At 66.2% G+C, this 17,371-nt stretch carries 18 protein-coding genes; 11 read left to right on the top strand and 7 right to left on the bottom strand.

Annotated elements, in window-relative coordinates; translation table 11 throughout:
* Window positions 1-176 precede the first annotated feature (176 nt).
* Complete coding sequence (gene recX, locus ACIBI6_RS33155) at window positions 177-767, top strand: recombination regulator RecX (protein WP_364351689.1); 591 nt, start codon at window positions 177-179, stop codon at window positions 765-767.
* Between the two features lie 123 nt (window positions 768-890).
* Here the strand turns inward: recX and ACIBI6_RS33150 are convergent, their stop codons facing one another.
* A complete protein-coding gene (locus tag ACIBI6_RS33150) occupies window positions 891-1,775 on the bottom strand; it encodes an NAD(P)H-binding protein (RefSeq protein WP_396958855.1) in 885 nt (294 codons plus the stop codon).
* Between the two features lie 96 nt (window positions 1,776-1,871).
* Between ACIBI6_RS33150 and ACIBI6_RS33145 the strand changes: the two genes are divergently transcribed.
* A complete protein-coding gene (locus tag ACIBI6_RS33145) occupies window positions 1,872-2,822 on the top strand; it encodes a LysR family transcriptional regulator (RefSeq protein WP_396958854.1) in 951 nt (316 codons plus the stop codon).
* A gap of 365 nt (window positions 2,823-3,187) precedes the next feature.
* On the opposite strand, the gene ACIBI6_RS33140 is transcribed toward ACIBI6_RS33145, so the two are convergent.
* The 4 genes from ACIBI6_RS33140 to gluA form a co-directional block, all read right to left on the bottom strand.
* On the bottom strand, window positions 3,188-4,084 hold the full coding sequence (locus tag ACIBI6_RS33140; RefSeq protein ID WP_364351698.1) for an amino acid ABC transporter permease: 897 nt from the start codon (window positions 4,082-4,084) through the stop codon (window positions 3,188-3,190).
* Window positions 4,081-4,755, bottom strand: a complete 675-nt coding sequence (locus tag ACIBI6_RS33135) for an amino acid ABC transporter permease (RefSeq protein WP_364351701.1) — start codon at window positions 4,753-4,755, stop codon at window positions 4,081-4,083. The genes ACIBI6_RS33140 and ACIBI6_RS33135 overlap by 4 nt, the downstream gene beginning before the upstream one ends.
* A gap of 121 nt (window positions 4,756-4,876) precedes the next feature.
* On the bottom strand, window positions 4,877-5,710 hold the full coding sequence (locus ACIBI6_RS33130; protein WP_396958853.1) for a glutamate ABC transporter substrate-binding protein: 834 nt from the start codon (window positions 5,708-5,710) through the stop codon (window positions 4,877-4,879).
* 64 nt (window positions 5,711-5,774) lie between these two features.
* Complete coding sequence (gluA, locus tag ACIBI6_RS33125; RefSeq protein WP_364352041.1) at window positions 5,775-6,503, bottom strand: glutamate ABC transporter ATP-binding protein GluA; 729 nt, start codon at window positions 6,501-6,503, stop codon at window positions 5,775-5,777.
* A gap of 264 nt (window positions 6,504-6,767) precedes the next feature.
* Between gluA and miaB the strand changes: the two genes are divergently transcribed.
* Both miaB and ACIBI6_RS33115 read left to right on the top strand, forming a co-directional pair.
* Complete coding sequence (gene miaB / locus ACIBI6_RS33120) at window positions 6,768-8,324, top strand: tRNA (N6-isopentenyl adenosine(37)-C2)-methylthiotransferase MiaB (protein ID WP_364351707.1); 1,557 nt, start codon at window positions 6,768-6,770, stop codon at window positions 8,322-8,324.
* 275 nt (window positions 8,325-8,599) lie between these two features.
* Window positions 8,600-9,223, top strand: a complete 624-nt coding sequence (locus tag ACIBI6_RS33115) for a hypothetical protein (RefSeq protein ID WP_364352044.1) — start codon at window positions 8,600-8,602, stop codon at window positions 9,221-9,223.
* Between the two features lie 254 nt (window positions 9,224-9,477).
* Here ACIBI6_RS33115 and ACIBI6_RS33110 read toward each other — a convergent pair whose 3' ends face one another.
* Complete coding sequence (locus ACIBI6_RS33110; RefSeq protein ID WP_364351710.1) at window positions 9,478-9,945, bottom strand: MarR family transcriptional regulator; 468 nt, start codon at window positions 9,943-9,945, stop codon at window positions 9,478-9,480.
* Window positions 9,946-10,052: 107 nt separating this feature from the next.
* Here ACIBI6_RS33110 and ACIBI6_RS33105 point away from each other — a divergent pair, with 107 nt between their 5' ends.
* The 3 genes from ACIBI6_RS33105 to ACIBI6_RS33095 are packed head-to-tail and all read left to right on the top strand — an operon-like array spanning window position 10,053 to window position 12,019.
* The gene (locus ACIBI6_RS33105; protein ID WP_364351713.1) at window positions 10,053-10,538 is read left to right on the top strand and encodes an SPW repeat protein; all 486 of its coding nucleotides are present in this window, start codon (window positions 10,053-10,055) and stop codon (window positions 10,536-10,538) included.
* Window positions 10,539-10,562: 24 nt separating this feature from the next.
* A complete protein-coding gene (locus ACIBI6_RS33100) occupies window positions 10,563-10,922 on the top strand; it encodes a hypothetical protein (protein ID WP_364351716.1) in 360 nt (119 codons plus the stop codon).
* Window positions 10,919-12,019, top strand: a complete 1,101-nt coding sequence (locus ACIBI6_RS33095; RefSeq protein WP_364351719.1) for an enolase C-terminal domain-like protein — start codon at window positions 10,919-10,921, stop codon at window positions 12,017-12,019. The genes ACIBI6_RS33100 and ACIBI6_RS33095 overlap by 4 nt, the downstream gene beginning before the upstream one ends.
* 83 nt (window positions 12,020-12,102) lie before the next feature.
* Here ACIBI6_RS33095 and ACIBI6_RS33090 read toward each other — a convergent pair whose 3' ends face one another.
* A complete protein-coding gene (locus tag ACIBI6_RS33090) occupies window positions 12,103-13,533 on the bottom strand; it encodes a DUF349 domain-containing protein (protein WP_364351722.1) in 1,431 nt (476 codons plus the stop codon).
* Between the two features lie 264 nt (window positions 13,534-13,797).
* Here ACIBI6_RS33090 and ACIBI6_RS33085 point away from each other — a divergent pair, with 264 nt between their 5' ends.
* Genes ACIBI6_RS33085 through dapF form a run of 4 tightly spaced genes read left to right on the top strand, consistent with a single transcriptional unit; the run spans window position 13,798 to window position 17,257 of the window.
* Window positions 13,798-14,586 carry a hypothetical protein gene (locus ACIBI6_RS33085; RefSeq protein WP_364352047.1) on the top strand — a complete coding sequence of 263 codons (789 nt, stop codon included), beginning with the start codon at window positions 13,798-13,800 and terminating at the stop codon, window positions 14,584-14,586.
* Window positions 14,583-15,500 carry a tRNA (adenosine(37)-N6)-dimethylallyltransferase MiaA gene (gene miaA / locus ACIBI6_RS33080; protein WP_364351725.1) on the top strand — a complete coding sequence of 306 codons (918 nt, stop codon included), beginning with the start codon at window positions 14,583-14,585 and terminating at the stop codon, window positions 15,498-15,500. Before ACIBI6_RS33085 ends, miaA begins: the two co-directional genes overlap by 4 nt.
* Window positions 15,497-16,342, top strand: a complete 846-nt coding sequence (locus ACIBI6_RS33075) for a TrmH family RNA methyltransferase (protein WP_364351728.1) — start codon at window positions 15,497-15,499, stop codon at window positions 16,340-16,342. The genes miaA and ACIBI6_RS33075 overlap by 4 nt, the downstream gene beginning before the upstream one ends.
* Window positions 16,343-16,369: 27 nt before the next feature.
* Window positions 16,370-17,257: a diaminopimelate epimerase gene (gene dapF / locus ACIBI6_RS33070; RefSeq protein ID WP_364352050.1), complete on the top strand. Its 888-nt coding sequence runs from the start codon at window positions 16,370-16,372 to the stop codon at window positions 17,255-17,257.
* Window positions 17,258-17,371: the final 114 nt, after the last annotated feature.

The following is a 17,371-nucleotide window of genomic DNA, read 5'->3' as shown; positions in this document are numbered from 1 at the left end:
ACCCCCCCCCCCACGCGCCCCCGCCCCCGCGGCGCCGGGCCCGCGCGCCCCCCCCCCCCGCCGGGGCGGCCCGCTCGACTGGGTCCCGGCGCGGTCGCGGGCGCCGGAACGAGTTCCGGCGCAACGACTCCCACTCGGCTGACTTCCAGAATTCTGAAGGCCGATGGGCGGATCCGGTGGCGGCCGGATCCGAGGAGGATGCGCGACGAACAGGTGCCGTTGTTCCCCGTGTAAGCGAGGATGATCCGCGGTCTCGTTCGGAGCGCAGCCCCCAAGGCGGGACGGTCGAGCAGGCAAAGGAGGCGTGTCTTCGCCTGCTCGCCGTCCGCGCCCGCAGCCGTGCCGAACTAGCGCAGCGTCTCGCGGCCAAGGGCTTTACGTCCGAGATCACCGAACGCGCCCTGGACCGCTTCACCGAGGTCGGCCTGATCGACGACGCAGCCTTCGCCGAACAGTGGGTCCACTCGCGTCACACCTTCTCCGGCAAGGGCAAACAAGCTCTCGCCCAAGAACTTCGCCGCAAGGGCGTATCCCAGTCCGACGCCGCCTCCGCCCTTGACGCCATCACCCCCGACGACGAGGAACAACGCGCCACCGAACTGGTCCGACGCAAACTACGCACCATGCCCACAAACCTGGACCGCGACAAAACAATCCGCCGCCTCGTCTCCATGCTCGCCCGTCGCGGCTACAACCAATCCACCGCCTTCACCGTCGTGAAAGCTGAACTCGCACAGGCCCAGTTCGACACGCCGGACCCCGACTGAGCTCTGGCAGCCCGCCCCGCCTGCGTGAGGCCTTGGTCGCCCACATGGCTCTTGCTCTAGGCACACGTGCGACCGGGCGTGTGCGTGGTGAACAGGGGTTGGGCTGCGGACTGGCTCCAGTGGTTAGAGCTGAAGGGCGGGGGCGAGAACTTCTTCGCACCATTGGCGGAAGGTGGTGGGGGTTGTGGATTGAGGGGTGCGGGGTTCGGCGTTGTCGAGGCCGTTTTCCTTTGCCTCCAGCATGTCGTACATGCCCTGGGCCATGGCCTCGGACATGCCGGATTCGAGCATTGTGGCTTTGTAGGCTTCGCCGGAGACTTGTTGGAACCGGATCGGGCGGCCCAGCACTTCGGACATGATTCGCGCCATGTCGTTGTTGGACAGGTCTTCTGGGCCGAGTACGGGGACGCTGTCGTATCCGCTCCACGAGTCGTCGAGCAGCAGTTCGGCGGCGACGGCGGCGATATCGCGGGTCGCGCAGGTAGGGCGTTTCAAATCGGGGGAAAGCGGTGCGAAGAATATACCCTCAGCCTTGATTACTTCGACTTGGCGAAGCAGATTATCCATGAACGAGGGCATCGCCAGCGCTCGGTAGCTCACGCCGGTACTCGCAATCAGATCGTCCATGGCCAGCGACGCCGTGACCAGTCCGGCGTTCCCGACCACCGCTGACCCGCGACCGATGGACGAGACTCCGACCACTCGCTCGACACCCTGACTCTTGAATGCCTCGCACGCGGGCCGTGTGAAGTCCAGAACCGCGGCTTCGAGGCTCGCGCCGCGATGGACCGGGGGCAGCAACCAGAACACGGCGTCGGCGTCGGCGAACGCCTGGGTGACGACATCGATATCGCTATGCGATCCCGTTACGACTTCGACGTGCTCGCGGATGTGCGCGGGCAGGCGTGCTGGATCACGCGCGATAACGCGGACCGGTGCGCCGCGGTCGAGGAGATGGGGGAGGACCTGACGGCCGATGGCGCCGGTAGGGGTAGTAACAACGATCATGACGACCTCTGCTCGAGTGATTTGGCACTGGCCAGTCAAGTCGGCGCGGCACCGAACCTGAAGGACCGATTCGATAAGCGTTGATACCGTGGGGATATGAGTGATCTGGAGGTTCGGCAACTCCGATACTTCGTGGCCGTCGCGGAGGAACTGCACTTCGGACGAGCGGCCGAGCGACTGGGGATGGCGCAACCACCCCTGTCCAGGGCGATCCGGGAACTGGAACGTCAACTGGGCGTTCAACTTTTCGAGCGCACCACCCGACACGTCGTGCTCACCGCGCCCGGCGAGACCTTGCTCCGCGACGCGCGGACCGCACTCGATGCCGTCGCGGCGGCTGCTCAGCGCGCCCGCCACGTCGGCAAGCCCGCACCGGGGCTACGGCTCGCGCTCAAAGCCGACTATGATGCCGGACTCCTGCCGCGGATCTTCGAGACATATCACCTCGAAGACGCGGCAGTTCCGGTGGAGTTGATGTTGGGCGGTCGGGGCGAGCAGGTCCCGGCCCTTCGTCAGGGCCGCGCAGATGTCGCCCTCCTGGCCACCCCGTTCGACGACCGGGGTCTGGACGTCGAACCGCTGCTCACCGAACCCCGCTTGGTCGCGCTGGCCGCATCCGATCCGCTCGCCGCCCGGACAACTCTGTGCCTTGCCGACCTGGCCGGTCGAACGCTCCCCGACGGAACTCCCGCCGACCGCGACGGCCTCGCCCCGCCTCCAGAACCCCCGCGCCCGGTCCTGGATCTGGCGCAGCTGTTCAACCTGGTCGAACTCGGCAACATCATCTGGTTCCCGCCCTCCTCGGTCGCTCGCCGTCACCCACGCCCCGGGATCGCCTACCGCCCTGTCACCGACCTCCGACCAACGGCCCTCGCGATAGCCTGGCCGCAAAATTGCCACTCACCCGCGGTAGCGGCCTTCGTCCGTGCAGCCACCGCCGTAGCCGCGGCCACCTACCCTCCCGAATCCGCAATGCCCGCCGAAACTTTCACCGCTGCCCCGCGCTCCGAAACCGAAGAATTCCGCAGCACCGTGCCCTCATCCTGATCACCGACCACCTGATCGACGGCCCCCCGCGCATACGCTGGGCTCCCGCAACCCCCTGTGACGCCGCACAGCCCCGCATACCGGGTGTGCGGCGGTCCCAAAGGGGGTGAAAGCCTCCGCGCCACCAGTGCTCTCGTTCTGATTACCGCGACCGATTGCGCGCCACTCACCCGATCGACGCGACGATAACCCAACCGCTGCACACTGGAATCTGCAGGCGCTTGGTATCAGCCGCACGCCCCGATACTGCGTCTGCGAAAGCCGAGTCAGCCCGAATGAGTCTGAGCGTGCACGTTCCCGCGAAATCTGGCGATCTCTGCTGGATTCGGGCGAAAGTGCGCGCTCAGACCCGTCAGGCCACGGACTCACGGCTTCTGCGTGATATCCATCCCCGGAGTCGCATCGGCGAGAATCGAGTCGGCCGCCACGACGGCCGCGCCCTTGGTCCGCTTGCGCGAGCGCAAACGCTGCTCCAGTTTGTTGGCCACGATCGTCAACGTGCTGTTGAGCAGAATCATCACTACTGCGACGACCATCAGTGCGGGCACCGTATTGCGTTCGGCAGCACCGAGCTGCGAGCCCTGACGCACGATCTCGAGGTAGGTGATCTGGTAACCGAGCGCCGAATCCTTCAGCGCCACAACCATCTGCGAGATCAAGGCGGGTAGCATGGCGGTAATCGCCTGCGGCAACAGGATCAACCGCATCAGCTGTCCCTTGCGCAGACCCAGCGCCACTGCGGCCTCGGTCTGTCCCTTCGGCAGCGATTTGATGCCCGCCCGCACGATTTCGGCGATGACCGAACCGTTGTAGACAGTCAACGCGATCACCACGGCCCACAGGGCGAGCTGATCGACCTTGAACACCTTGTAGTCGGAGAAGACGTAGAACAGGAAGATCATCAGGATCAGCACCGGAATGGCCCGGGCCACCTCGACGATCGTGCCGGCCACCCAGCGCACCACCCGGTGCTCCGACAGGCGCAGGATGCCGAAGACCATGCCGATCACCAGCGCGAACACGATCGAAAGCAGCGCCGCGACCAGGGTGCCGCGCAGACCGGGCAGCAGATAGGTCTTCCAGACGTCCGCCTCGATGAACGGCTTCCACTTCTCGGCGGTGAATTGTCCCTTATCGGCGAAGCCGCGATAGAACACCCACCCGAGTGCCAGCACCGCGACAATCGCGATGACGGAATAGATTTGGTTTCGAATGCGCGCGCGGGGCCCCGGCGCATCGAAAAGAACCGAAGCTCCACTCACCGGGCCACCTCGAATCGTTTGGCCAGCCAGCCGAACAGCAGACCGGTCGGCAGGGTCAGGATCACGAAGCCGAGTGCGAAGATGAAACCGATGGTGATCAGCGCGGCCTCGTTCTCGTTCATCTTGGCCATCAGGGTCGCGGCCTCGGCGACGCCGATCGCCGAGGCGATCGTGGAGTTCTTGGTGAGCGCGATCAGCACGCTGCCCAGCGGGGCGATAACCGAGCGGAATGCCTGCGGCAGCACCACGATTCGCAGATTCTGCGTAAAGGTGAAGCCCAAAGAGCGGCCCGCCTCGGACTGACCCATCGGCACGGTGTTGATACCCGAGCGCAACGACTCGCACACGAATGCCGCTGTGTAGATGCTGAGTCCGAGTACCGCGTAACGGAAGTTGTTCTGCGCCAGCGAGTTCGGACCCTCAGGCGCGAGCTTCCAGCCCATGGTGGAGTAGAGGCCGAGTGAGCTGAACACGATGATCAGCGTCAGCGGGGTATTGCGGAAGATGGTGACGTAGGCGGCGCCGAGAAAACGGGCGACCGGCACGGGGGACACGCGCATCGCGGCGACGAATGTGCCCAGGATCAGGGCCAGAACCGCCGACGACGCGGTCAGTTTGATGGTCACCCAGAAGGCGCCGAGGACGTCATACCTCGAGATCAGGTCGAACACAGTGGTCGCGTCCCTCCGATCGGATTGTGCGGCGGCCGGAGATCGTCCTTCCGCGCGCGATGTACAGGTTGCTCGTAGCGAAGTGACCGGGTGGCCCGCGCGGGCCACCCGATCACGAATCTCAGTACCGGTTCACCGTCGGGGGCGTGGGCGCCTGGTAGCCGGAGGCGCCGACCGTGGAATCGAACGCCCTCTTCCACGACCCGTCGGCGATCATCGCCTCGATCGCGTCATTGACCTTGTCGCGCAGCTCTTTATCGCCCTTCTTCAGGCCGATGCCGTAGTTCTCCGTGGTGAACGGCTTGCCGACGACCTTGAACGTGCCCGTGCTCTGCGCGGCGTAACCGGCCAGGATGATGTCGTCGGTGGTCACCGCGTCGTACGAACCGGCCTGCAGGCCCTCGAGGCACAGCGAGTAGGTGTCGTTGGTCTGCAGCTGCGTGGCCGGGTAGTTCTTCTCGATGTTCTGGGCCGGGGTGGATCCCTTCACCGAGCAGACCTTCTTACCCTTCAGATCATCGGGGCCATTGATGCTGTTGTTGTCGGCCTTCACCAAAAGCGACTGGCCCGCAACGTAATACGGCCCGGCGAAGTCGACCTTCTGCTTACGTGCGTCGTTGATCGAGTAGGTGGCGACGATGTAGTCGACCTGACCGTTCTCGATCAGCGTCTCGCGCTGACCGGACGGGGACTCCTTGAACGTAATGTTCTCCGGTTTCACACCGAGCTTGCCCGCGACGTATTTGGCGACCTCGACGTCGAAGCCGCTGTAGGAGCCGTCCTTATTGCGCAGGCCGAGGCCCGGCTGGTCGAATTTGATTCCGACGGTGAGCTTTCCGTCCTTGGCGTTGTCGAGTGCGGATTTGTCGCTACCACCGCCACAGGCGGCGGTTGTTGCGGCCAGCGTCAGGGCGATCGCCCCGATGCCGAGTCGAAGCGAACGGTTGATCCTCATCGTGTTCCTTCTCCCTCTGGTGATTTCGGTGGCCGAGGTCTTACGGTTGCGGTGATTACTCGGTTCAGTGGCTCAGAATCTTGCCGAGGAAATCCTTGGCACGGTCGGACTTCGGCGCGGTGAAGAACACCTCGGGTGTGTCGTCCTCGACGATCGACCCGTCCGCCATGAACAGCACCCGATTACCCGCCTTGCGCGCGAAGCCCATCTCGTGGGTGACGACCAGCATCGTCATCCCCTCCTTGGCCAACGACACCATGACGTCGAGCACCTCGTTGACCATCTCCGGATCCAGCGCCGAAGTCGGCTCGTCGAACAGCATCACCTTCGGGCTCATCGCCAGCGCACGGGCGATCGCGACGCGCTGCTGCTGGCCGCCGGACAGTTGCGCCGGATACTTATCGGCCTGATTGGCGATCCCGACGCGCTCGAGCAACTCCATCGCGCGCTTGCGGGCGTTCTCCTTTTTCACCTTGCGAACCTTCAGCGGCGCGAGCATCACGTTCTCGACGATCGTCTTGTGCGCGAAGAGGTTGAATGATTGGAACACCATGCCGACATCGGCGCGCAGTGCGGCAAGCGCGCGGCCCTCGGCGGGCAGTGGCACCCCGTCGATGGCGATATCGCCGGAGTCGATCGGCTCGAGTCGGTTGATGGTGCGGCACAGCGTCGACTTCCCGGACCCCGAGGGGCCCAGAACGATAACAACCTGCCCCTTGGGGACTTCGAGGTTGATATCGCGCAGTACATGCAGGTCACCGAAGTGCTTTTGCACATCGCGCATCGAAATCATCGGCGCGCTTGTGGCGGTACTGCCCTCATCAGAACTAGCTGCCCCGGTTTTGGCCAACCCGATTGTGTCGGGCGTGGTGGCGTCGTCGGTCATGGTCCAAGACCTTAAGCGGAAAACGGCGATTTGCCCGGGTTTCGGCGACACACCGTGACGCCGCGCCGATACGACACAGCGCCGTAACCCTACTGATGCGCCTCGGCCTGGGCCTGGAGCCAGCGCCGATGCGCTGAAAACCCGCGTTGCGCACCCCCGTACCCTGGACGAGTGGATTCGATCGGACAGGCAGTGCTGTCTCCCGCCCCTGCGGCCGCGGACGGCGCACGCAGTTACGAGGTCCGCACCTTCGGCTGCCAGATGAACGTGCACGATTCCGAACGCTTGTCGGGCCTGCTCGAGGGTGCGGGTTATGTGAAGGCCGCGCCGGGTGCGACGGCCGATCTCGTCGTCTTCAATACCTGCGCGGTGCGCGAGAACGCCGACAACAAGCTCTACGGCACCCTCGGCCACCTGGCCCCGATCAAGGCCGACCGGCCGGGCATGCAGATCGCCGTCGGCGGCTGCCTGGCGCAGAAGGACCGCGACACCGTCGTGCGCAAGGCGCCCTGGGTGGACGTGGTGTTCGGCACGCACAACATCGGCTCGTTGCCGGTGTTGCTGGAACGTGCGCGGCACAATGCCGAGGCGCAGGTGGAGATTCTGGAATCGCTGGAGGCGTTTCCGTCGAGCCTGCCCGCCAAGCGTGAATCCGCTTATGCCGGTTGGGTTTCGATCTCGGTCGGTTGCAATAACACCTGCACGTTCTGCATCGTGCCGTCGCTGCGCGGCAAGGAGGTCGACCGCCGTCCGGGAGATGTGCTCGCCGAGGTGCAGGCGCTGGTCGATCAGGGCGTGCTGGAAGTCACGCTACTCGGGCAGAACGTCAACTCCTACGGTGCGTCCTTCGCCGATCCCGATGAGGCGCGCGATCGCGGTGCCTTCGCGAAACTGCTGCGCGCTGCCGGGCGCATCGATGGGCTGGAGCGGGTGCGCTTCACCTCGCCGCATCCGGCCGAATTCACCGATGACGTGATCGAGGCGATGGCCGAGACGTCGAATGTCTGCCCGCAGCTGCATATGCCGCTGCAGTCCGGGTCGGATCGGGTGCTGAAGGCGATGCGCCGGTCCTACCGCAAGGCGCGCTACCTCGGCATCATCGAGAAGGTGCGGGCCGCGATGCCGCATGCCGCGATCACTACCGACATCATCGTCGGCTTCCCCGGCGAGACCGAGGAGGATTTCCAGGAGACTTTGGATGTGGTCCGACAGGCTCGGTTCACCAGCGCCTACACCTTCCAATACTCCAAGCGTCCCGGCACACCTGCCGCGGATATGCCCGATCAGTTGCCGAAGGCGGTAGTGCAGGAGCGCTACGAACGGCTGATCGCGCTGCAGGAGGAGATCTCCCTCGACGCGAACAAGGCGCTCATCGGCACCGAGGTCGAATTGCTGGTCGCCGAGGGTGCTGGCAAGAAAAACGCGGCGACCGCCCGAATGAGCGGCCGCGCCCGCGACGGCCGACTCGTGCACTTCCGTCCCGAAGGCGCTGCGGAAAAGATCCGCCCCGGCGACATCATCACCGTCGACATCACCGATGCGGCCCCGCACCATCTGATCGCTGACGCGACCATCAAAACCCACCGCCGCACCCGTGCCGGGGACGCCCACGAACGTGGCATCACACCCAAAACCGACCCCATCGGGGTCGGCCTCGGCCTTCCACGCATCGGCACCCCCAGCACCGAGCCGGTCGCCTCTGGCTGCTCAACCGGCTGCGGCGCATGAACACTCGGCCGGGTGACGATGACCTGACGCGTGCTGGGGGAGCGGGTCTCACACCCGGTGCGTCTGGAGCGTCGTCCGAGTCGTATTCGACTGGTGCCGAAGGGGATCGTCCGGTGCGTGCTGCCGAGGGGGCGGATCTCGAGTCCGGTCGTGCATCCGATGCGTCTGTCGGCAGTGCGCCTGAACCGGATTCGGGGGCAGGAGAGGCAAGTACTACCGAACGTAGTGGGGTGGTTGCGGGGGAAGAGGGCGGTGATGGCACAGTGGATGCGGGTATGGCAGCCGAGCAGGGATCAGCCGAAGGAGACGAGGGCGCAGTGAACTCGGTCGAGAGCAGTAATGGCTTCGAGCAGTTCAAGGACGATCTCGATGCCGTCGAGCGGCGCATTGCGGGGGAGATAGATCCGGGGGTGCGCGCGATGGTGGTCGCCGGTGCCGTTTTCCTGCTGCTGTTTTCACTCGTGCTGTCGCATGCGGGCGGCGCGCGCGGGTTCGATGTGTTGCTCGGTACCGATGCCGCACGTGCCGAGCACATCGGTCTGCCGTCGCGGATCTTCGTCTGGTTCGCCGTCGTCTTCGGCATCGGCTTCTCGCTGCTCGCTCTGATGACCCGTCGCTGGGTGCTCGCCTGGGTCGCGGTCGCCGGTTCCGCGATCGGCAGCGTGTTCGGCGTCTTCTCGATCTGGCACCGCCAGACACCAGGCCTCGGTAACTACCACGGCGCAGGCCCCGGTGTCGGCCTCATCCTCGGCGTCATCGCCATCATCGTGCTGACCTTCCACTGGATCCGCGTCGTCTGGAGCCGCACCGCGCTGCAACTCGCCGCGGAGGAGCAGCGCCGCACCGCCGCAGCCGCCGCCGAGGAACGCGACCGCCGCCGCCTCACCGGCGACTCCTGACCCCCGGCGCACCCGATTCCGGACCTACCCCTGAGCCCGCACTTTTCGCGACGACGTCGCCGAAACCGAAGTGCGAAGGGGCATTTGGCGATCGACCATATTCCGCGGGTCTCTGATCGGCACCGCGGCTGCGCGACAGCGTGAGCCGGATCCATGCTGCTGGAATTGGGAAGACACCCGCTGGGTGGCGGGCAGTGACGGTCGATCATGGGCGGATAGGCCCCTGTTCGTTCGACCTCAACAGGGCGCCGAGACTACGACCGAACCGGACAGGCTACCTCCGAGGCTGGCATGGCGGTGGGGTCGACCAGCGCGTCGACGAGCGGGGTCAGTCGCCGAAGTTCTTCCAGATGGGTCGCGCTGAGTCGTGCGAGGATTTCTCGACCCGCTTCGGTCAGTGCGAGACGGACGACGCGGCGGTCCTTGCCCTCCTCCCGATTGCGCGCGACGAGGCCGAGTTGCTCCGTGCGATCGATGAGTTGCACCACACTGTGGTGCCGGGTGCACAAATACTCAGCGATTTCTCCGATGCTGGGGCCCGCTGGATCGGAATGTCCTCGAATTGCCAGCAGCAGTTGATGCTGGGTGGCAGTGAGTCCCACGTCGGCTGCCCGTCGTTCGCTCCAATGCAGGAAGCGGCGGAGCCCGGCCCGGAACGTCAGCAGCCTCGAATACTCCTCGTCGCTGAGGTGATCAGCCACCGACATGGACTCATATATCATGTCGTGATATTATCACATAACGCTGCGTGGGCCGGGCGGTCAGGGCTGTGGGCCGTCTCCGCTCGACAGTCTCTATTCACACACTGCGTCTGAAGGTGGTGGAGGACATGACCAGTGAGGCCATGAGCATGAGCCGGCATCCCGACATCCTGGAGTTGCGGGCCAAGCATGAGAAATATGAGCTCGCCTCGGAGGCGCCAGCCGCCCAAGCGGTCGCCGGCCTGATGTTCCTGACCGGGCTCTATATCGCTATCTCGCCCTGGGTTGTCGGATTCAACGGGTTCACGACCTTGACAGGGAACAACCTCATCGTCGGGATCGCCCTGGCTATGCTGGCCGTCGGATTCGCTTCGGTGTACGGCCGAACCCACGGGATCGTCTGGGCCGCTCCACTGATCGGTGTATGGACGATCGTCGCTCCCTGGGTGGTGAGCGGGAACGTCGATACCGCATCAACGATCTGGAGCAACGTAGTCGCCGGCGCGGTCGCGGTACTGCTCGGCCTGGGCTCGATGTTCCTCGGAATGAGCCGAATGAGCCGAACCGGCCGAATGGCAGGCCGGGCGCCTGGTACGGGCGCGGTTCAGAGCTAGGACCGCCCGGGTACTCCCGAGGCAATGACAGCATTCGTCGTGTGGGATACGGATATTCTGGGTGCCACCAGGGCGAGGATGTTGCACGCGCCGACCGAGCATCGGAACCTGCCCGACCTCGTCGGCGCGCTCAACGCCGCCCGCTACGCAACCCAGTCCGGCCTCGTCGCCGCTGGACGGTTGGTGAGGCTGTGGCTGTCGGCCCGTGACGGCGTACCCGCTCCACTCCGCGGAACTACCGCGCGGCCTGCCACGGCACCGCTGCACGTGGCCATGGCGAATTACGCGAGCCGCCGCATCCAGATTCGCCACCTCGTCCCCGCCGCCCGACCACGCCCCGCCGCCGAACTGCTCTCAGGCGCCACCACCGGCGGCCTCACATGATCGCCGCGGATGTGCGGATCGAGGACCCGGTGACGGTCGCCGCCTACAAGTTCCCGACACCCGAGCCCGAGGCGGACGGCACTCTGACCTGGGACGCCACCACGGCAGTCGCGGTCGACCTGACAGCGGGGGGCGAACACGGGCTCGGCTGGACCTATAGCAGCCCCGCGGCTGCCACGGTCATCACGCACGATCTGGCGCCCGTTCTGCGGGGATGCTCACCGCTCGACATTCCCGGCTGCCGCGCGGCCCTGCAACGCGCTTGCCGCAATATCGGCACCACAGCCGTAGTGGCTCATGCGTTGAGCGCGGTCGACATCGCGCTGTGGGATCTAAAGGCCAGGCTGTTGCGAGTACCGCTGTCGAAGCTCTTCGGTTCAGCGCGGCCGGCGACCCCGGTGTACGGGTCGGGCGGCTTCACCAATCTCACCGACGGCGAACTCGCCGAGCAGATAGCGGATTGGCTCGCGGCGGGCTGCTCTGTCGTGAAGATCAAGATCGGTCAGGACCGGGGCGGCGCGACCGACCGCGATCTCGCACGTGTAGAGAAGGCCACCGACCTACTCGGCGGGACCGGTCGCCTGATGGTCGACGCCAACGGCGGGTACAGGGTCGGACAGGCGCGGCGTGTCGGCGCCGAACTCGACCGGCTCGGTGTGATCTGGTTCGAGGAACCGGTCACCAGCGACGACCCAGCCGGGCTGCGGCGAGTGCGCGACGCGGTGCGCTGCGATGTGGCCGCCGGTGAATACGTCTACAGCCGCTACGACGCCGCGCAACTCGTCGGCGCCGTGGATTGCCTGCAGCTCGACGTCACCCGATGCGGCGGCTACAGCGGATTCCTCGAATGCGCCGCCCTCGCCGCCGCCCACGGCTTGGATGTCTCGGCACACTGCGCACCGGCGTTGCACGCACCGATCACCGCAGCGGTGCCCAACCTGCGACACCTCGAATGGTTCGTCGACCACGCCCGCCTGGAACCGATCCTGGTCGAGGGCGTCCCTGTGGTCGCCGACGGTGTCCTGCCACCGCCCATCCGTCCGACCGGACACGGCATGTCTCTCGCCGAAACGGCTGTCCCCTACCAGATTTCATGACGACTACAGCGCGGTAATGCGGTCTCGCAGCACAAGTGAAACCCCGACCGATCCGTTTCGCACCAGCGCCCGGCGCTATCGGATCAGCGGTTGCTGACCGCGCCCTCTGCGGCCTCGGCCCACTCGCGCCACTGCTTGGCCTGCTCGAGCGCCTTCTCCGCATCGCGCTTATTGCCTGCGGCGGTTGCCTTGGCGGCTTGCTCCTCGAATTGAGCGACGCGCTCACGGAATTGGGCGGCGCGGGCCATGGCCTCCGGATCGGTGCGGCGCCATTGGGCGTCGACCGCATCGCGGACGCGCTTTTCGATGGTGCGGAGTTTGCCTTCTAGTTCCTGGATGCGTTCGCGCGGGACCTTGCCGATCGCGTCCCATTTGTCCTGAAGTTCGCGCAGCGCGGCGCGGGCGGTGTCCAGACCGGTGGCCGGATCGATGTGTTCGTAGGCGTGCAGCAATTCTTCCTTGGCTGCGGCGTTGTGCTCGAATTCGGCGTCGCGCTCGGAGACCGCGGCATTGCGTGCGGCGAAGAAGACGTCCTGGGCGCTCTTGAAACGCCGCCAGAGGGCCTCGTCGGCCTCGCGTGGTGCCCGGCCCGCCGCCTTCCATTCAGCGAGCAGATCGCGGAACACACCGGCCGTGCCGACCCAGTCGGTGGAGCCGGACAGTTCCTCGGCGCGCACGCAGAGCTCTTCCTTGCGCGACTTCGCGGCCGCGCGTTCGCGATCGAGTTCGGCGAAGTGTGCACCGCGGCGGCGGTTGAACGCCTCGCGTGCCTTGGAGTAGCGCTTCCACAGTGCGTCGTCGACCTTGCGGTCCACGCCGCGGATGGACTTCCATTCGTCCAGGATTTCGCGCAGTCGATCGCCCGCGGCCTTCCACTGCGTGGATTCGGTGGCGATCTTCTCGGCCTCGGCGCACAGCGCTTCCTTGCGCTCGGTGTGCTCGTGCCTGGCCTTTTCCTTCTCCTCCTTGGCGTGCGCGGCCGCCTCTTCGGAGTGTTCGGTAATGGCCTGCAGTCGTCGCGCCAGCCCGTCGACATCGCCGATGACCGCCGCGGTGGGCAGCGATTCGGCGATGGCGACCGCGGCTGCCTTGGTCTTGCGGGCATCCGCCCCGGCGGCCAGTCGCGCCTCGAGCAGCGCCACCTCGGTGGCCAGATCGTCGAACCGACGGCCGAAATGCGCTAGGCCCTCGGTGGCGTCACCGGCCTGCCAGGATCCGACGACGCGCTCGCCCTCGGCGGTCTTCACCCACGCGGTGCCGTCGTCATCGACGCGACCCCACACACTAGGATCGCTGGCGGTCGGGACGACGAGGGGATGCGGATGCTGCTGCGCGGCCTGCCCCGGAGCCGGTTTGACCGCATGTGGCTTGGGATGGGCCGTCGACCCGCCCGGCTTGGGGGTCGCGGCTGGTTTCGGGGCGGCGGAAGGTTTAGGCACGGCGGCCTTCGGAGAGTCCGAGGGGCGCGGCGTGCTGCCGGGGGTCGCTTTCGCCGTTCCGTTGCTCTCGCTCATTGCTCCTCGTCCCTGCCGCGCGTCACGGCTGCCTGGTTACGCCCTAGCTCACTCCATTGAACCCGGTCCGAGCCCTGTAAACCATCGATCAATGCCCTCCGACTGATGATTCCCAGGGAAATCAACCCGTGATGACCTGGGTTGTAGCACCTCGAACACTATCAATCTCGGCCGAGTTTGCGGCAGAGACACTCGAACCCCGACGTTGCGGACGCCGCGGCGGTGCTGTGGATCGCGCATTCGGCGAACGACTACGGTTACGGCGTGTTCTCCATTGCGGCCCTGGTCCCGTCGCCGCCGATCCTGGTGCCCGAGCTCTGCGGCGCTGTCGCGTACGCGGCCGGGTCGGATTCCGATGACGCGACTGTGGAGTTGCGCGCGGCCGCGCTCACCGCGGTCGGCGCGTTGGCCGCGACGACTCGGCACTGGACCGTCGTCGGTGTGGGCGCGTCAGCGCAGGTCCTCGGACCGGATACGGTCGGCACCTTCCGCGGTTTCGGTGCGGACGTGCAGGTCGGGATGTCGGCGGACGCTCTGTCGCGATCGCGGCACACGCCCGGCGCAGCGGACCCGCAGCAGCCGCTGCCCGCCCTGATCGCCGGGTGGTTGCGCGGCCAGGTCGCACCGGATGCGGTTGCCGCGACGACCCTCGTCGCTGCCGACACGCCCGCCGACGGGTGCGCCCGGGTCGGCGCGCAGTTGCGTACCGCCCTGGACGATTCGCCTGAGCAGGCGGGCGTGCTCGTCGTCGCGGACGGCGCGGCCACACTGACCCTCAAAGCACCGGGATACCTCGACGAGCGCGCGGCCGACGTGCAGCGCGAACTGGACCGTGCACTGGCCGGAGGCGATACCGCCGGATTGCTCGCCCTGGATCCGGACTTGTGCGCCGAACTCGTGCTGTCCGGCCGCGCGGCCTATCAGGTGCTCGCCGGACTGTTCGTCGCCGATCCGGTCGCACCATCTGTCGAAACCCTGTACAGCGATGCCCCTTTCGGCGTCGGATATCAGGTGAGCGTCTGGCGGCCGAGCGCATCGGGAGGCGATCGGTGATAAAGCCGATCGCCGTGGTCGGCCCCACCGCCACCGGCAAATCCGATCTCGGTCTCGACCTCGCCGAACGACTCGGCGGCGAAATCGTGAATATCGACGCGATGCAGCTCTATCGCGGTATGGATGTCGGCACCGCGAAACTCCTGCCCACCGAACGCCGGGATATCCCGCACCACCAACTCGATGTCCTCGAGGTGACCGAAACCGCTACCGTCGCCGCTTACCAGGCCGCGGCCAGTGTGGATGTGCGCGAGACCATGGCGCGTGGCCGCACGCCGATCATCGTCGGCGGTTCGATGATGTATGTCCAAGCGCTGCTCGACGATTGGGAATTTCCGGCCACCGATCCGACGGTCCGCGCGCGCTGGGAGGCATTGCTCGCCGAGCGCGGCGTCGGTGCGGTACACCAGGCATTGAAAGCGGCCGATCCGGCTGCCGCGGCGACCATCCTGCCGACCGATGGCCGTCGCATGGTGCGAGCGCTCGAGGTCGTCGAACTCACCGGCCGCCCGTTCGCGGCCTCGGCGCCGGTCATCGGAAAACCGCGCTGGGACACCGTGATCATCGGTGTGGACCGCGATACCGCCGAACTCGACGCGCGCATCGAACGGCGCACCGCGCTGATGTTCGAGGCCGGTCTGGTCGACGAAGTGCGCGGACTGATCGATATGGGTCTGCGCGAGGGTGTTACGGCGCGCCGGGCGATCGGCTACGCACAAGTCCTGTCGTACCTGGACAACGAATACGACCTGAACCACGCGCAGGAACGTACCCTGATCGGCACCCGGCGCTATGTCCGGCGGCAGCGCTCGTGGTTCCGCCGCGATCCCAGGGTGCGGTGGGTGGACGGCGCCGATCCCGAACTGGTCGCGACCGCGTTGTCCCTGCTCGAGAAGGAACGGATCCCGCAGTGACACGTCGTGTGAGTACCCGCAATGCCTCGGTCCAGGTGTGGCAGGCGTACCTGAACAACCGGACCAAGCGCCACCGCGACGGCCGCTTCCTGGTGCAGGGCGTGCGCCCGATCACCCAGGCGATCGCCAACGACTGGCCGCTGGAGACGATGCTCTACCGCATCGGCGCGCCGGAGCTGTCGAGTTGGGCACGCGAATTACTGGAGACCAGCGGCGTGCAGCAGGTCGGCCTGGTGCCGGAGTTGATGGCCGAACTCGGCGAAAAGTCCAGTGGTATACCGGAATTGGTGGCCGTCGCGATATCCAGGCAACCCGAGCTCGACACCTTCGAACCCGGCGAACCCGGCGACGGCGCGCCACCTGTTGTGGTGGTTTTCGACCGGCCCAACTCACCGGGCAATCTCGGCACGCTCATCCGCTCCGCCGACGCGTTCGGTGCCAGCGCAATCATCGTGACCGGTCACGGTGCCGACCAATACGATCCGCAGGCGGTCCGCGCATCGACGGGTTCGCTGTTCGCCGTGCCCGTCTTCCGGGCGGCCGGAGTCGCGCAGGTACTCGAATTCCGGGACCGGCAGATCCAGCGCGGCATCCCGACCCGCATTGTCGGCACCGATGAGAACGGCGCGGATGCCGTCTTCGACTACGACTTCGCCGAGGCGACGATTTTGGTCGTCGGCAATGAGAGCAGCGGCATGAGCGCGGCCTGGCAGGAGGCCTGTGACGATATGGTCTATATCCCGATGGGCGGAACCGCCAGCTCGCTCGGTGCGCCCTCGGCCGCCGCGGTCGCGCTGTACGAAATTTCGCGGCAGCGCCGTACGTTGGTTCGAGGACGATAAGCAGGGAGAATGCGCGACGTGTCGGATATCGAGTTCACCAAGGGCCACGGCACCGAGAACGACTTCGTGGTGCTGCCCGATCCGGAAGTTCGGCTGGACCTGACGCCGGACCGGGTCGCCGCGCTGTGCGATCGTCGCCGCGGACTCGGTGCGGACGGTGTGCTGCGGGTGGCGCGCGCGGGGGCACTGCGGGACGCGGGTGTGCTCGCCGAGATTCCCGAGGGCATCACCGATACCGACTGGTTCATGGACTACCGCAATGCCGACGGCTCGATCGCCGAGATGTGCGGCAACGGGGTGCGGGTTTTCGCGCACTACCTGGCGGCGAAGGGGCTCGAATCGAGTGCAGAATACGTCGTCGGCAGTCGGGCAGGGGCGCGTCCGGTCACGGTGCATTCCGGCGGCCCTGCCAATGGCGAGGTCACCGTGGGGATGGGCATTGTTCGTGAGCTCGGTTCCTCCACCGCGACCATCGGTGGTTGGGCGCTGCCCGGCATCGGCATCGACGTCGGCAATCCGCACCTGGCCTGCGTCGATGCGAATATGTCGGCGGACGCGCTCGCGAAACTCGATCTCACCGTCGCACCCGGCTTCGACCCGGACCTGTTCCCGCAGGGCGTGAATGTCGAGATCCTGACCGGACTGGAGCACGGTGCGGTCGATATGCGCGTCTACGAACGCGGAGTCGGCGAAACCCGTTCCTGCGGAACCGGAACCGTCGCCGCCGCGGCGGCGGCCTTGGCCGCAAATGGTTTCCGTATCGCCACCGATAGCGGCGAGGTGCGCGTACGAGTGCTCGGTGGCGAGGTAACCGTCCGCCTCGTCGAGGGCGTGGCCTGGTTGCGTGGACCGTCGGTGCTGGTCGCGACGGGGCGGATCGCCGAAAACTGGTGGTCGTCGCTTTCGCGGAGCTGAGTGCCGATACCGCGCGCCTGTATAAAGCCAGGATGACCGTCCTCGGCCGTATCCAGGGATAACCGAATGCGCATCGGTTAGTACTCGTGGCAGCATGGATGATGTATGACGAAA

Origin of the sequence: Nocardia sp. NPDC050412, from assembly GCF_044458825.1 — a bacterium.
In the GTDB taxonomy this organism is placed as follows: domain Bacteria; phylum Actinomycetota; class Actinomycetes; order Mycobacteriales; family Mycobacteriaceae; genus Nocardia.
Note: the sequence above shows the minus strand (reverse complement) of the source record. Positions and strands in the feature narration are given on the sequence as shown.